Source organism: Komagataeibacter sp. NFXK3 (assembly GCF_054182245.1).
Map to the genome: position 1 here is coordinate 34,338 of NZ_JAPIVJ010000010.1, position 12,086 is coordinate 46,423.

Annotated in this window: 14 protein-coding genes; 9 read left to right on the plus strand and 5 right to left on the minus strand. The window is 62.8% G+C overall.

The features are described 5' to 3' along the window. Window positions 1–115 precede the first annotated feature (115 nt). Window positions 116–454 (plus strand): hypothetical protein, encoded by a 339-nt coding sequence (locus OQZ28_RS11750; RefSeq protein ID WP_207303471.1) that lies wholly within the window; start codon window positions 116–118, stop codon window positions 452–454. Between the two features lie 100 nt (window positions 455–554). On the opposite strand, the gene OQZ28_RS11755 is transcribed toward OQZ28_RS11750, so the two are convergent. Next, a complete protein-coding gene (locus OQZ28_RS11755) occupies window positions 555–944 on the minus strand; it encodes a YraN family protein (protein ID WP_207303470.1) in 390 nt (129 codons plus the stop codon). A gap of 230 nt (window positions 945–1,174) precedes the next feature. On the opposite strand from OQZ28_RS11755, the gene cls reads away from it, so the two are divergent. Beyond that, window positions 1,175–2,593 (plus strand): cardiolipin synthase, encoded by a 1,419-nt coding sequence (gene cls, locus OQZ28_RS11760; RefSeq protein ID WP_458136246.1) that lies wholly within the window; start codon window positions 1,175–1,177, stop codon window positions 2,591–2,593. On the opposite strand, the gene OQZ28_RS11765 is transcribed toward cls, so the two are convergent. After that, on the minus strand, window positions 2,584–3,297 hold the full coding sequence (locus OQZ28_RS11765) for an endonuclease/exonuclease/phosphatase family protein (RefSeq protein WP_130731678.1): 714 nt from the start codon (window positions 3,295–3,297) through the stop codon (window positions 2,584–2,586). The genes cls and OQZ28_RS11765 overlap by 10 nt on opposite strands. Next, window positions 3,294–4,370, minus strand: coding sequence for an AI-2E family transporter (locus tag OQZ28_RS11770; RefSeq protein ID WP_130731677.1), 1,077 nt, complete (start codon window positions 4,368–4,370; stop codon window positions 3,294–3,296). Before OQZ28_RS11770 ends, OQZ28_RS11765 begins: the two co-directional genes overlap by 4 nt. Before the next feature lie 119 nt (window positions 4,371–4,489). Here OQZ28_RS11770 and OQZ28_RS11775 point away from each other — a divergent pair, with 119 nt between their 5' ends. The 4 genes from OQZ28_RS11775 (at window position 4,490) to OQZ28_RS11790 (ending at window position 8,183) form a co-directional block, all read left to right on the plus strand. Next, the gene (locus OQZ28_RS11775; RefSeq protein ID WP_130731676.1) at window positions 4,490–5,341 is read left to right on the plus strand and encodes a sulfurtransferase; all 852 of its coding nucleotides are present in this window, start codon (window positions 4,490–4,492) and stop codon (window positions 5,339–5,341) included. Window positions 5,342–5,356: 15 nt separating this feature from the next. Further along, entirely contained in the window at window positions 5,357–6,616 is a 1,260-nt protein-coding gene (metC, locus tag OQZ28_RS11780; protein ID WP_458136247.1) for a cystathionine beta-lyase, read from the plus strand. A gap of 133 nt (window positions 6,617–6,749) precedes the next feature. Beyond that, window positions 6,750–7,784: an alcohol dehydrogenase AdhP gene (adhP, locus tag OQZ28_RS11785; protein WP_458136248.1), complete on the plus strand. Its 1,035-nt coding sequence runs from the start codon at window positions 6,750–6,752 to the stop codon at window positions 7,782–7,784. A gap of 102 nt (window positions 7,785–7,886) precedes the next feature. Further along, window positions 7,887–8,183, plus strand: coding sequence for a hypothetical protein (locus OQZ28_RS11790; protein ID WP_061274229.1), 297 nt, complete (start codon window positions 7,887–7,889; stop codon window positions 8,181–8,183). Window positions 8,184–8,713: 530 nt separating this feature from the next. Here OQZ28_RS11790 and OQZ28_RS11795 read toward each other — a convergent pair. After that, window positions 8,714–9,277, minus strand: coding sequence for a TetR/AcrR family transcriptional regulator (locus tag OQZ28_RS11795; RefSeq protein WP_130731672.1), 564 nt, complete (start codon window positions 9,275–9,277; stop codon window positions 8,714–8,716). A 93-nt stretch (window positions 9,278–9,370) separates the two neighbouring features. On the opposite strand from OQZ28_RS11795, the gene OQZ28_RS11800 reads away from it, so the two are divergent. Then, the gene (locus OQZ28_RS11800) at window positions 9,371–10,672 is read left to right on the plus strand and encodes a carotenoid oxygenase family protein (protein ID WP_458136249.1); all 1,302 of its coding nucleotides are present in this window, start codon (window positions 9,371–9,373) and stop codon (window positions 10,670–10,672) included. Continuing rightward, window positions 10,669–11,304: a hypothetical protein gene (locus OQZ28_RS11805; RefSeq protein ID WP_458136250.1), complete on the plus strand. Its 636-nt coding sequence runs from the start codon at window positions 10,669–10,671 to the stop codon at window positions 11,302–11,304. The genes OQZ28_RS11800 and OQZ28_RS11805 overlap by 4 nt, the downstream gene beginning before the upstream one ends. 85 nt (window positions 11,305–11,389) lie before the next feature. On the opposite strand, the gene OQZ28_RS11810 is transcribed toward OQZ28_RS11805, so the two are convergent. Next, window positions 11,390–11,578, minus strand: a complete 189-nt coding sequence (locus OQZ28_RS11810) for a hypothetical protein (protein WP_130731669.1) — start codon at window positions 11,576–11,578, stop codon at window positions 11,390–11,392. 199 nt (window positions 11,579–11,777) lie between these two features. Here OQZ28_RS11810 and OQZ28_RS11815 point away from each other — a divergent pair, with 199 nt between their 5' ends. Continuing rightward, entirely contained in the window at window positions 11,778–12,086 is a 309-nt protein-coding gene (locus OQZ28_RS11815; protein WP_130731668.1) for a hypothetical protein, read from the plus strand.

A 12,086-nucleotide genomic window follows, 5' to 3' on the forward strand; every position in this document is an offset into this window, starting at 1 on the left:
GGACGGGCGGGGCAGAAATGTCCCGCCCGTTTCGTATTTGGGGCATAACATCACTTGCATCATGCCACCGCTTTCGCCTAGCTTTCCTTGGCATTTGAAAAAACAAGGGGGCCTGATGCGCTATACTGACTTGCGTTCTGCTACAATGCTGCTGCTTGGCGCAGGTCTGATTGGAAGCATCGCCACCCCCGCCCATGCCCGCACCCATGCGGTAACCGAGAGCGAGGCCGACCGGCTCACGCTTGGCGCGCTGATCGCCCCGCCACCACCGCCCGTGCGCCACGCGACCTACCGCCATGCAGCGGGCAGGGGCCATGCCGCTCCGGTTGTGCTGGCAGCGCATCATGGCACCCCCGCCCATACGCAGCACACGATGGTGCATACCATCGTCTATCACCCGCATGGCAGCGTAACCCACCATATCCATCCGGCACCGATCCGCCATCGCACCTGAAAGTCTGTTTGAAAACAGCCTTTTAAAAAATAATAAAAGCTTTTGGATGCCGCCTTTTTTCAAGAAGGCGGCGTTTGCATCCTGGCGGAACCAGCCGGGCTCAGTACTGCCTGAAGGCGTCCGGTATCCATTCAATGACATTGCCCGGCAGCACCGCGCAGACATCAAGGCGCATGCTGTCATAGGTCCAGTGCGGATTGGCGGCGCAGAGCGCCTGGGCTGCATTCATGATGCGCGTGACCTGCGCAGGCCGGATCGATTCGCCTGCCGCCAGCACGGAAGGGCGTGCCTTGACCTCGATAAAGGCCAGGCAGCCCGCGCGCAGGGCCACGATATCGATTTCCCCCCACTGCGTGCGGGCGCGGTGCAGCAGCACCTGCCAGCCCTTCGCCCGCAGATCGGCCATGGCAGCCTGTTCCGCCGCCAGGCCATCGGCAAAGGCGCGCCTGCCACGGCGCTGGCGATGAAGGGCAGGCGGGCGTGCTGTCATGCCCCGTTTTTTACAGGTTTTCTCAAGCGTCCGTCCAGCAGGCATGGGGTCATGGGCCCTGAAGTCCTGCACCTTTTTGACAAAAGGCAACAGATGGAAACTTTTGTTTTTATTTATCAAAAGGTTATTTGAAAAACAGGGTCATTCCACCGGGTCGTGGCTGTGTAAAGCCCGGCGGGTAGGATAAGAGCATGTAGGCGCATGACCGGGCTGGAGCAGGATGAGGTGACATGATCTTTGATACCCTGACCATATGGGACCTGACCCTGCTTGTGCTGCGGCTGTGCTTTCTCGTGCCGGTCGTGATCCATGTGCTCCTGACCAAGCGCGATGTCGGGGCCTCGATTGGCTGGATTGGCGTGACCGTGCTCATGCCGCTTACGGGCGGCATCCTGTATCTCATGTTCGGCATCAACCGCGTGCACCGGCGCGCGCGACGCATGGCGGGGCAGCATCCGTGGCGCAGCCGCACCATGTCCTCGCAGTGGCGGTGCGATGAGAAGGGCGCCTTCGCCCCGCTGGGCTCCATGGTGGGCAAGCTGACCGGCCGCCCGCTGCTGGGCGGCAACGCCATCGAGCCGATGCATGATGGCGATACGGTCTACCCGCGCATGCTGGCCGCCATCAACGCGGCCGAGCGCAGCGTGCTGCTGTGCTCCTATATCTTCCGCGCCGACAGCATTGGCCGCCAGTTCTGTGATGCGCTGGCCAGGGCGCACGGGCGGGGGGTGGAAGTGCGCGTGCTGGTCGATGGCGTGGGGTCGGGTTATTTCAATTGCGGGGTGGCCCGCATCCTGCGCCATGCCGGCGTGCCGGTGGGGCAGTTCATGCATTCCATGCTGCCGTGGCGCATGCCGTTCATCAACATGCGCGACCACAAGAAGATTCTGGTGACCGACGGGCTGACCGGATTCATGGGCGGGCTGAACATCGGCGAGGAAAACATCGCCGCCTCCCATCCCGCGCACCTGGTATCGGACACGCATTTCCAGCTTAAAGGCCCGGTGGTGCACCAGCTGAGCGAGGCCTTTGCGCGGGACTGGGCCTTTACCATGGGCGAGGAACTGACGGCGGACATCTTCTTCCCCCCCCAGGCAAGCTGTGGCGAAACACCCGGCCGCATCGTGACCGCCGGGCCGGACATGGACCTGGAGAAGATCGAGTACACCATGCTCCAGGCCTTCACCATGGCGCGGCACAGCATCAGGCTCATGACGCCGTATTTCCTGCCAGATGACCGGTTCCTGACCGAACTGGAACTGGCTTCGCTGCGGGGCATCGAGGTGGATATCGTGGTGCCCGCGCACAGCAACCACACCCTGCTGGACTGGGCGCGGGCGGCCAACCTGCCGCGCTTTCTGGATTCGGGGTGCCGGATCTGGCTGGCGCGGCCGCCCTTCAACCATTCCAAGCTCATGGTGGTGGACCGGCACTGGTCGTTCGTGGGCAGTTCCAACCTTGACGTGCGCAGCCTGCGCCTGAACTTCGAGATCAACCTCGAAACCTATGATGCAGACCTTGCGGGCTCGCTTGATGATTTCATCGCCAGACACCGCCACATCAGGCTCACGCACCATGATCTCGACCGCCGCCCCTTCGTGCGCAAGCTGCGCGACGCCGCGGCCCGCCTCATGCTGCCCTACCTGTAGGCGCGGCTGCCCGAGGGGCGCAGCGTGACCGATATGGGCCGGTGGTCTGAGGCATAGTTCTCGATCACATGCCGCTCGGTGCAGGTCAGGCCGCGCACCAGGCAGCGATCGAGGCGTATGGGCAGCATGTCGGCCATGCGGTGGGTGGGCGCGCGTGGCCCCACATCCTGAAAATGGCGGATCAGCGCCGGGCCGACCTGGTTGAAATCCCCCAATATGGCGGCCTGGTGCGGCAAAAGCTGCACCACGCGGCGCAACTGGCGGCGGTTGAGCAGCTGCCCGTGTGAAAGATGCACGTTGGCCACGACCAGCGACCGGCACTCGATCACCTGCGCCACCCGGCGGATGAGCGTGCCAGCAGGCAGGGTGCAGGTCAGCGGCTGGCGGCGATAGGGCCACGGGCTCCAGCAGGCCAGCCCGTGAATGCGGCCGGGCAGGGGCGAGCGCGCGTAGTGGCCGCCAATCAGGGTGGGCAGGGTGTCGATTTCCACCGTGGCCTCCTGCATGAGCAGAAGGTCCGGGCGCTCGGCATGGATCAGGTTGATCACGTCGCGCACCGTGGCGCCAATGCGGCGCAGCAGGTTCCAGCTGATGATCTTGACCCCATCTCCCTCGCGCGTGGGGGGCGTCAGGTCCAGCCGGGGCGGCGTGCCGTGGCGTGGCTGGACGGAAGGCAGGCGGAGATAGGGGCGGGCAAGGGTCATGGTTCGATAAACGGCTCGCGGATGTCATCAGGAACGGGATCGCGGCGGCGCACGTCGCCCGCCGCGAATTCTGCCGTAAGCGTATAGCCCACGCCAATCAGCACGGGACCAAGGAAAATGCCCAGGCCCCCGAAGGTCAGCACGCCACCCAGCACGCCCAGCACTGTCAGCAGGTAGGGCATCTGCGCGCCCCGGGCGATGAACATGGGGCGGATGATGTGGTCGGCGCCCGATACGATGATGGTGCCATACAGCAGCAGGAAAATGCCCCAGCCGGGATGGTGGGTGATGAGCAGGAACACCGAAGCCGGGATCCAGATCAGCGGCGCGCCGATGGGCAGCACGGCCACGAAGGCGGTGACCGCGCCAAGCAGCACAGGGCTGGAAATGCCCGCGATGGCAAACCCGATTCCGGTCAGGATGCCCTGGATGATGGCCGTGCCCAGAATGCCGTAAACCGTGCCGCGTATGGTGCGGCCCACGATGCCCAGTATCCGGTCGGCATACACGCCTGCGATGCGCCTGACCACGGCTACGAACGTGTTGCCCAGCGCATCGCCGCCCAGCCAGAAGAAGAAGGAGATGAACAGCGCCATGGCCAGGTGCGCCAGCCCGCTGGCAAGCTGCATCATGGCGCTGAGCACCGACTGCCCGATGCGCCCGGCATAGGGGCGCACGACCTGGTCTATGCTGCCGACATCGACCGACCATTTCTGCCATTTTTCAACAATTTCGGGGCCGAAATGCGGAATATGGGCAATACGCGCGGGCAGTGGCGGCAGGTGCAGCGCGCCAACGGCGTTGACCATGTACTGCAAGGTTGCGGGCACATCGGCAATGCTGCTCGACACCACGATGGCCAGCGGCACCACCAGCACCAGTGCGCACAGCAGCGTCATGACCAGGGCCGCGGGCAGCAGCGACATGCGCGCACGCAGCCGCATGAACACCGGCCAGGTGGAAAAGGTCAGGATCGCGGCCCAGAGCAGGGCGGTAAGGAACGGATAGAGGATGAGAACGCAGCCGAATGCGATCCCCCCCAGCATCAACCCCATCATGATACGTTCGACCATATCGGTGGCCTATCCCCTCCTGCCATGAAACGAAAGACAAATGTTCAGGACTTTCGCTCCCGTCCTGTATGCTGCACCTTATTGTCGAACACGCAATTCCTTGAAGACCGGGAGAAGGTATGCATCCGCTGATCTCAGCCAGTGATCTGGCACAGGCCATCCACAATGGTGGTGATATTCTTGTGCTCGATGCCTCCATGGCGCTGCCGGGGCAGGCCTTCGACCCGCAGCAACGCTTTGCCAACGCGCACATAGCCGGTGCGGTGCGCTTTGATATCGATACTTTTTCCGATCCGGATTCTCCCCTGCCGCACACCATTCCCGGGCAGGCCCGCTTCAGCCGCCTCGCCACCGAGCGCGGCATGGCCAATACAAAGCGCATCGTGTTCTATGACCAGGATGGCATGGCGTGCGCCGCGCGTGCGTGGTGGCTGACGCGCCTGTTCGGCCATGAAGGCGTGCAGGTGCTTGAAGGCGGCCTGCCCGCATGGAAAAGCGCTGGCCTGCCGCTGGAAAGCGGGCCGGACCTGACCACGCCAGCCCCTTTCATCAGCCGCCCGCATTATGACCGGCTGCACGGCACGGGTGATGTGCTCGACATCGTGCACGGCCGCCTGCCTGGCCTGATCCTTGATGCCCGCAGCCGTGGCCGCTTTGAAGGGCGCGACCCCGAGCCGCGCGCGGGCATCGAATCCGGTCACATGCCCGGCGCGCGCAGCCTGCCTTATGGCGAACTGCTTGATGATAACGGTCGCTTCCTGCCCGTTGAGGCGCTCAGGGCGAAATTCGAGACGCTGGGCGTAAACGACACCACCACCGTCACCTGCTCGTGCGGCAGCGGCATGACCGCGTGCATGATCGCGCTGGGGCTGGTCTGTGCACAGGCTGGCGCGGGCGAGCCGGTGGTATATGACGGCTCATGGGCGGAATGGGCCTCCACGCCCGATGCGCCCATCGTGTGCGGCGCGTAAGGGCGGACGGCCAACATGACTGATCCGATGGCCCTTGTGCCGCCAGACCTGCTTGAAAGCGTGGTGCGCGGCTGGCGCGACCTCTCGCCCCGGCTCGTGCCCCTTGGCCGTGACACGCCGCAGGGGGCGAAGGGTGTATTCGTCAACCCGCCTGCCGAGCGGGGCTCCACCGTGCTGTTCTCCAGCGTCGGGGCGATGGAGCAGGCAGGGCAGGGCCGCTATGGGGATGAACTGATCTATGGCGCCATGGGCACGCCCATCGGCCACCGGCTGGAGCAGGCCATAGCCCTGATCGAGGGCGGCACGCATGCGCAGCTCGTGCCCTCGGGGCTGGCGGCGTGCGCGCTGCCATTCCTGGCCTATGCGCAGGCGGGCGCGCACTGCCTGCTCTCTGATTCCGTCTATGGCCCCACCCGCCGCTTTGCCGAGAAGGTGCTGCGCCGCTTTGGCGTGGAGATCACCTACTTCCCCCCCACCGCGACCGAGGCCGAACTGCGCGGCCTGATCCAGCCCAATACCCAGATCATCTTTGCCGAAAGCCCCGGCAGCCACTCGTTCGAGGTGCAGGACGTGCCCATGCTGGGCCGCCTTGCGGCTGAAACCGGCGCGCGCCTGATCGTGGACAACACATGGGGCATCGGCCTGTTCAGTCCGTTCGCCCATGGGGCGCATGTGTCGGTGCAGGCGCTGACCAAATACCCCTCAGGCCATTCCGATACCATCATCGGCGCGGTGACGGTGGCCAGCGAGGCCGACTGGCGCCCCCTGCGTGATGCCGCTATTCAGGCAGGCCAGGTGGCCGGCCCCGATGACTGCGCGCTGACCCTGCGCGGCCTGCGCACCATGGGCGTGCGCCAGGCCCAGCAGGCCGCGACCGCCCTGGCCGTGGCGCTGTGGCTGCAGGACCGGCCCGAGGTGGCGCGCGTGCTGCACCCGGCGCTGCCATCGTGCCCCGGCCATGAATACTGGAAGCGGGATTTCACCGGTGCCTCCTCGCTGTTCGGGGTCGTGTTTGACGCGGCTTTTACAACAGCCGACATGGTGGCGATGATCGACGGGCTGGGCCTGTTCGGCATCGGGGCCTCATGGGGAGGATATGAAAGCCTGGTGCTGCCCACCACGGGCGGGATTTCGCGGCAATGCCCCTCGGTCACGCAGGCAGGGCCAACGTGCCGTTTGCATATCGGGCTTGAAGCAGGCGAGGCGCTGGTGGCTGACCTGGCCCGTGGGCTTGATGGCATGTCTGCTGCCCGCCACCGGCACGGGCCAGCCTGATGCAGATCAAGGCTGATCCGCCGCCGCGGTGAAAGACTCCCACCCCGGATGCCGCCCCCGCCGCCCTGACCGGGCTGGCAGGCGGCAAGGTGCAATACCGGCCCGCTCAGGGCAGTGAAACTGAAGGTGCAAGATGGTTGGCAAGATGAAGGCAGCGGTAGTGCGGGAATTCGGCAAGCCGCTGACGATCGAGGAACTCGATATTCCGCAGATCAACGCAAACCAGATTCTGGTCAAGGTCGATGCCTGCGGCGTCTGCCATACCGATCTGCACGCAGCACGCGGCGACTGGCCCACCAAGCCCAACCCCCCGTTCATTCCCGGCCATGAGGGGATCGGCCATGTGGTCGAGGTGGGCAGCAACGTCAACTGGATCAAAACCGGCGACGTGGTGGGCGTGCCGTGGCTGTATTCCGCCTGCGGGCATTGCGAGCACTGCCTGGGCGGGTGGGAGACGCTGTGTGAAAAGCAGGAGGATACCGGCTATTCGGTCAATGGCTGCTTTGCCGAATATGTGGTGGCCGACCCCAATTACGTGGCCCACCTGCCCAAGGACATTGACCCGATCAAGACCGCCCCGGTGCTGTGCGCGGGCCTGACCGTGTACAAGGGCCTCAAGATGACCGATACGCGGGCAGGGGAATGGGTGGCCATTTCCGGCGCGGGCGGGCTGGGGCAGATGGCCATCCAGTATGCCGTGGCCATGGGGCTGAACGTGGCCGCCGTTGACATTAGCGATGAAAAACTGGCCGAGGCCCGCAAACTGGGCGCGCGCGTAACAGTCAATGCGCTGAAGGAAGACCCGGTCGTCACCATCCGCGCGCAGACGGGGGGCACCCATGGCGTGCTGGTCACGGCGGTGTCGGACAAGGCCTTCAGCCAGGCCGTGGGCTATGCGCGGCGCGGCGGCACGGTGGTGCTCAACGGCCTGCCGCCGGGCGACTTCCCGCTTTCCATCTTTGACATGGTCATGAACGGCACCACGGTGCGTGGTTCCATAGTGGGCACGCGGCTCGACATGATCGAGGCGATGTCCTTTTTCACCGATGGCAAGGTGACTACCGTGGTCAGCCCCGACCGGCTGGAAAACATCAACACCATTTTCGATAATCTCGAACATGGCCGGGTGGCCGGGCGCGTGGTGCTCGACTTCCGCAACGGGGCGTAAGGCAACCCGGACCGTTTTGGGGCGTTTGGTTGAATGAAAGGGCAGGGTGCCCCCTGCGGGTGCCCTGCCGCAACAGCAAACGGACGGACAGGTAAGGACATCATGAAAAAGACAGTGATTGCGGCAGTGCTGTGTGCAACCGGCCTGAACGTGGCGACGCTTGCGCCAGCACTGGCTGATTCGTGCGATGGCGTAACCGACCATGCCGAATGCGAAGTGCGGCTCAAGGCGCACGACACCAAGGAAGGCACGCGCCATACGGCGCACAAGGCCCACAAAAAGGCCGAGGAAGGCACCGATAGCGCCAAGGACTGGGGCGACCGCACCGGCAAGAAGCTGGATAACTGGGGGCATAATACCAAGGGTGACATGAGCCAGTTCTTTACGGGTCACCGCTGAGGCGCTTGTTCAAGACAACGCCTTGATGAAAACTTATGGATGCCGCCTTTTTCAAAAGGCGGCATTTTTTTATGAGGAGACATGGATGCATCATCCACTTCGCCGTCGATTTTTACGGAGGCATGTCGATGATGTAATCTATAGAAATTAAAATAATGCATAGTGCATTTGAGTATAAGTATTTATTGAATACTTAAAATTCATTCCATTCGTATTGGCAATGGGTGGTCATTTATAGGCTCCCGAAAAAAGACTTTTATTTGGCTCGGTACAAGAACGGTGCCGGATCGGATTTGATCGTTTTCTCGCCTGCCGGGCCAAGGCAGTCGCAGTGCTGGCAAGCAATGCAACAGGCAGGGTCTGCATCAGAGATTATTTAAAAACAACTCATTGATAAAAAATGATAAAAGTTTTTGGGTGCCGCCTTTTTTTTAAAAGGCGGTGTTCTTCGAAGCTTTTTGAAAAAAGCTTCACCAAAAACTTCCTTATGATCTCTGGATATTTTCTGGGCTGACTTTTCAAACAGTCTTTCAGCGAAAGGCTTCGTTGACCAGTTGATCTAGCGTCATGCAGGTGTCGCCATTGTTGGTGAGGGACAGCAGCAGTCCGTCTATTGCGAGTACGGCCAGTCCATGCGCTTTTCCCCAACGGGCCGCCATGGTGGCTGCCTGGGTTGTGCCTGATTCCCCTGGCCCCGGCAGGGCGGCCAGCCGCCTGAAGGCCCGCTCTGATGCCGTTACAAGGTGCGCGTCAGTGCGATTGATGGCATCGCTGCGAAACATGAGGGTGAACAGGCCCGGATTGGCAATGGCAAAACGGATGTAGGCCAGCCCCACATCACGCGCCGAGGGGGCGTGTGGTGGTGACATTGCTTCAGTCAGTTCGTCAAAACCTTGTGCTGCCAGGACGCTTAACAGTCCGGCCAGATTGCCAAAATAGGGAGCCGCCGCCGTGGCGGAAACACCGGCATGCCGGGTGATGGCCCTGAGCTTCAGCGCTGCAATACCGTCCCGCTCCAGCAGAACCCGCGCCGAGCGTAACAGGGTGGCTTGCAGGTCTCCGTGATGATAGCGGCCTTTTTCTTTTGTCTTCATGTGATGCCCCCACCTGACTTTACATTGTAAAAATTACTTGACGACCATTCTCTGCCCCTGCCACGCTTTACACCGTAAAGTTAAGGGGGAGCCATGCTGAATAACCGCAATCCGGTCTATCGGGAGATCGATGCAGCCTGCCTTCCCATCGAGGGCAGGCTGCCGCCCGGGCTGCAGGGCACGCTGTATCGCAACGGCCCCAACCCACGGCCGGGCGAAGCCAGCCAGCACTGGTTTTTGGGGCAGGGCATGATCCATGCCATCTCGCTTGGGGGTGGGCAGGCCATCTATCGCAACCGCTGGGTCATGCCGCAGGTGAACCTCACCCCACAGCTGGGAAAAGCCAATACGCATGTCATCGCCCACGCTGGCACGTTGATGGCGCTGGAAGAGGCGCATGCGCCGGTTCTGCTGGGCCCGGATACGCTTGCCTTTCATGGTCATGGCTGCATGACCGGTCGCTTCACCGCCCACCCCAAACATGACCCTGCCACCGGGGCGCTCGTGTTTTTTGCTTACGCCGCTGAAGGCCGGCACACGCGCACGATCCGGTGTGGCAGTCTTGATGCCCGCGGTCACCTTGGCTGGGAGACCTGTTTTGAGGCCCCTTTTTGCAGCATGGTGCATGATGCGGCGGTAACGGCGCGGCATATCGCGCTGCCGGTGCTGCCACTGGCGGCAGCGCCTGGGTTGGATGAGGGTGATGCCCTTGGATTTGCCTGGCAGCCGGGGCTAGGTGGTCATCTTGCCGTGCTGCGGCGCGGTGCGTATGGGAGCGAGGTGCGCTGGCATGAAGCACCACCGGTCTATGCGTTTCATATCGCCAATGCGTGGGAAGGGCACGACCGGCTGTTCCTTGATCTGTTTGTCTATGATGTGCCGCCTTTGTTTCCTACGCCAGGCGGTGTGCGTGTCAAAGCCGCGCCTGCACGCCCATGCCGCTGGAGCGTGGCGCTTGAGGGGCGCGACCCCGTGCGCGTTGAACGCCTGCATGACATGGGGGGCGAGTTTCCCCGCATTGATGACCGCCATGCGGGCAGGCCTTACGACCAGATTTATTATGCCAGTCGTAGCGGGGTGGAACAGGTGGGTTTTCAGGCCATCACGCGCCTTGATCTGTCGCGCAGGGCGATCGACCAGTTTGATTTTGGCCTGTCGGCTTCTGTGTCCGAACCGGTGTTCGTGCCGCGCGGAGATGATGCGCCGATTGATGATGGGTGGCTTATGAGCACGGTCTGGCGACCGGAATGGGCGGGATCAAAACTGGTCGTGTTCGATGCCGGTCATGTGGCCGATGGCCCGGTTGCCGCTGTCATCCTTCCGCAGCGCGTGCCTGACGGGTTTCATGGCAGTTTCGTGCCTGATGTCTTTCTTGATCTGGAAAAATCCCGATGAAGCGCCCATCGGCCTTGGCCACGATTGCCCTTGATGCAGGTGGCCTGATCCTGTCATGGGTTATGGGTGCGTTGGGCCTGGCGCCGTATGCCACCCTCGCCGTGATCGTGTTCATGGCAGGCGACGGGCTGCGGCGTTGGTATTGTGGCCTGGGTTTTCCCCGGGTGTGGTGGCTGTTCAATGGGCTGGCTCTGGTTCTGGCCATTACGGATCTGATTGTCGTGGTCTGGCTGCCTGCGGCGTATGAACCCATTCCTGCCAGTTTGGTTTTTGCTGTGGTGTTTGCCCTGGGGGCTTCGGGCCGCAGGCCGATCGTGCAGGAAATTGCCGAGCAGCGTCGCGGCGCGCCCTTTCCCCCGGAGCGCCATGACCTCAGGGCATTTTTCCGGCTCTATAGCTGGATATGGGCACTGTATTTTTTCATCAGGGCCGGGCTGTATCTATGGTTTGCGCACAACCTGTCGCCTGGGCGTGCCCATGCGCTTGAGAATATGATCGGGCCTGTCAGCCTGTTCGTGATGATCATGTCCAGTTTCAGGGGGCAGGCATTGTTTCAGTTGGCCCAACGGGCCGGATTGTTAGGACAGCGTGCAGGCCTGCCCACACCGGCGCCCGACGAGACGCGTGGCTGAACGCCAGCCCGGTCCCGCCGCGCTGAACAAAAAAGGGGCGGGCATTTAATGCGCCGTCCCCTTTGGCGTGATCGTGTGCGCAGGATCAGGAATGGTGGTGATCAGCCGCCTCATGCTCGCGCCAGCCGCTTTCAATGGCGTGCAGGAAGGTCTTGAAGTGCTTCTTCACCTCATCGGGGGATGCCTTTTCCATCACGTCCTTCTTGGCGGCCGTAAGGGTGGCGGCGGCGTGGATCAGGGCTGCGTGGATGATGTCGCTCGGTTCTTTGCTCATGGAATTCTCTCCGTTACGTGATGCGTCACGATGGAATAGGACCCCCGCGCTGGCAACCATGCCCCCTGCATGACTGCCGTTCCCTTCCTGGCCCTTGATTTGGCGCATGGCCATCACAGGGGCCGTATCATCTGTGGCGGGGAACTTCACGCTCACGCTCCCGTTGCTTTGATCAGACACAGACCAGATGGGATATCCGATGTTTTCAAGGCTTACCGCACTCGCCCTCGCCACCACGGCAGCACTCGCCCTGCCGGTTGCAGCCCATGCCGAGCCGGGCGGCTGCGTCAAGGGTGCCGTGGCTGGCGGGGTGGCCGGGCACTTTGTTGGCAGCGGTCATGGCAAGGGCGGTGCCGCGGCAGGCTGTGCCGCGGGCATGGTGCGCCGGCACAATGCCCGCAAGGCCGAGCGGGAAGGGGCGCAGCAGAACCAGCAGCAGCCCGAAGGCGGCCAGCCCGGCGGCAATGGCGCGCCGCCCCCGCCGCCCACCAATGGCAGCAGCGAATAA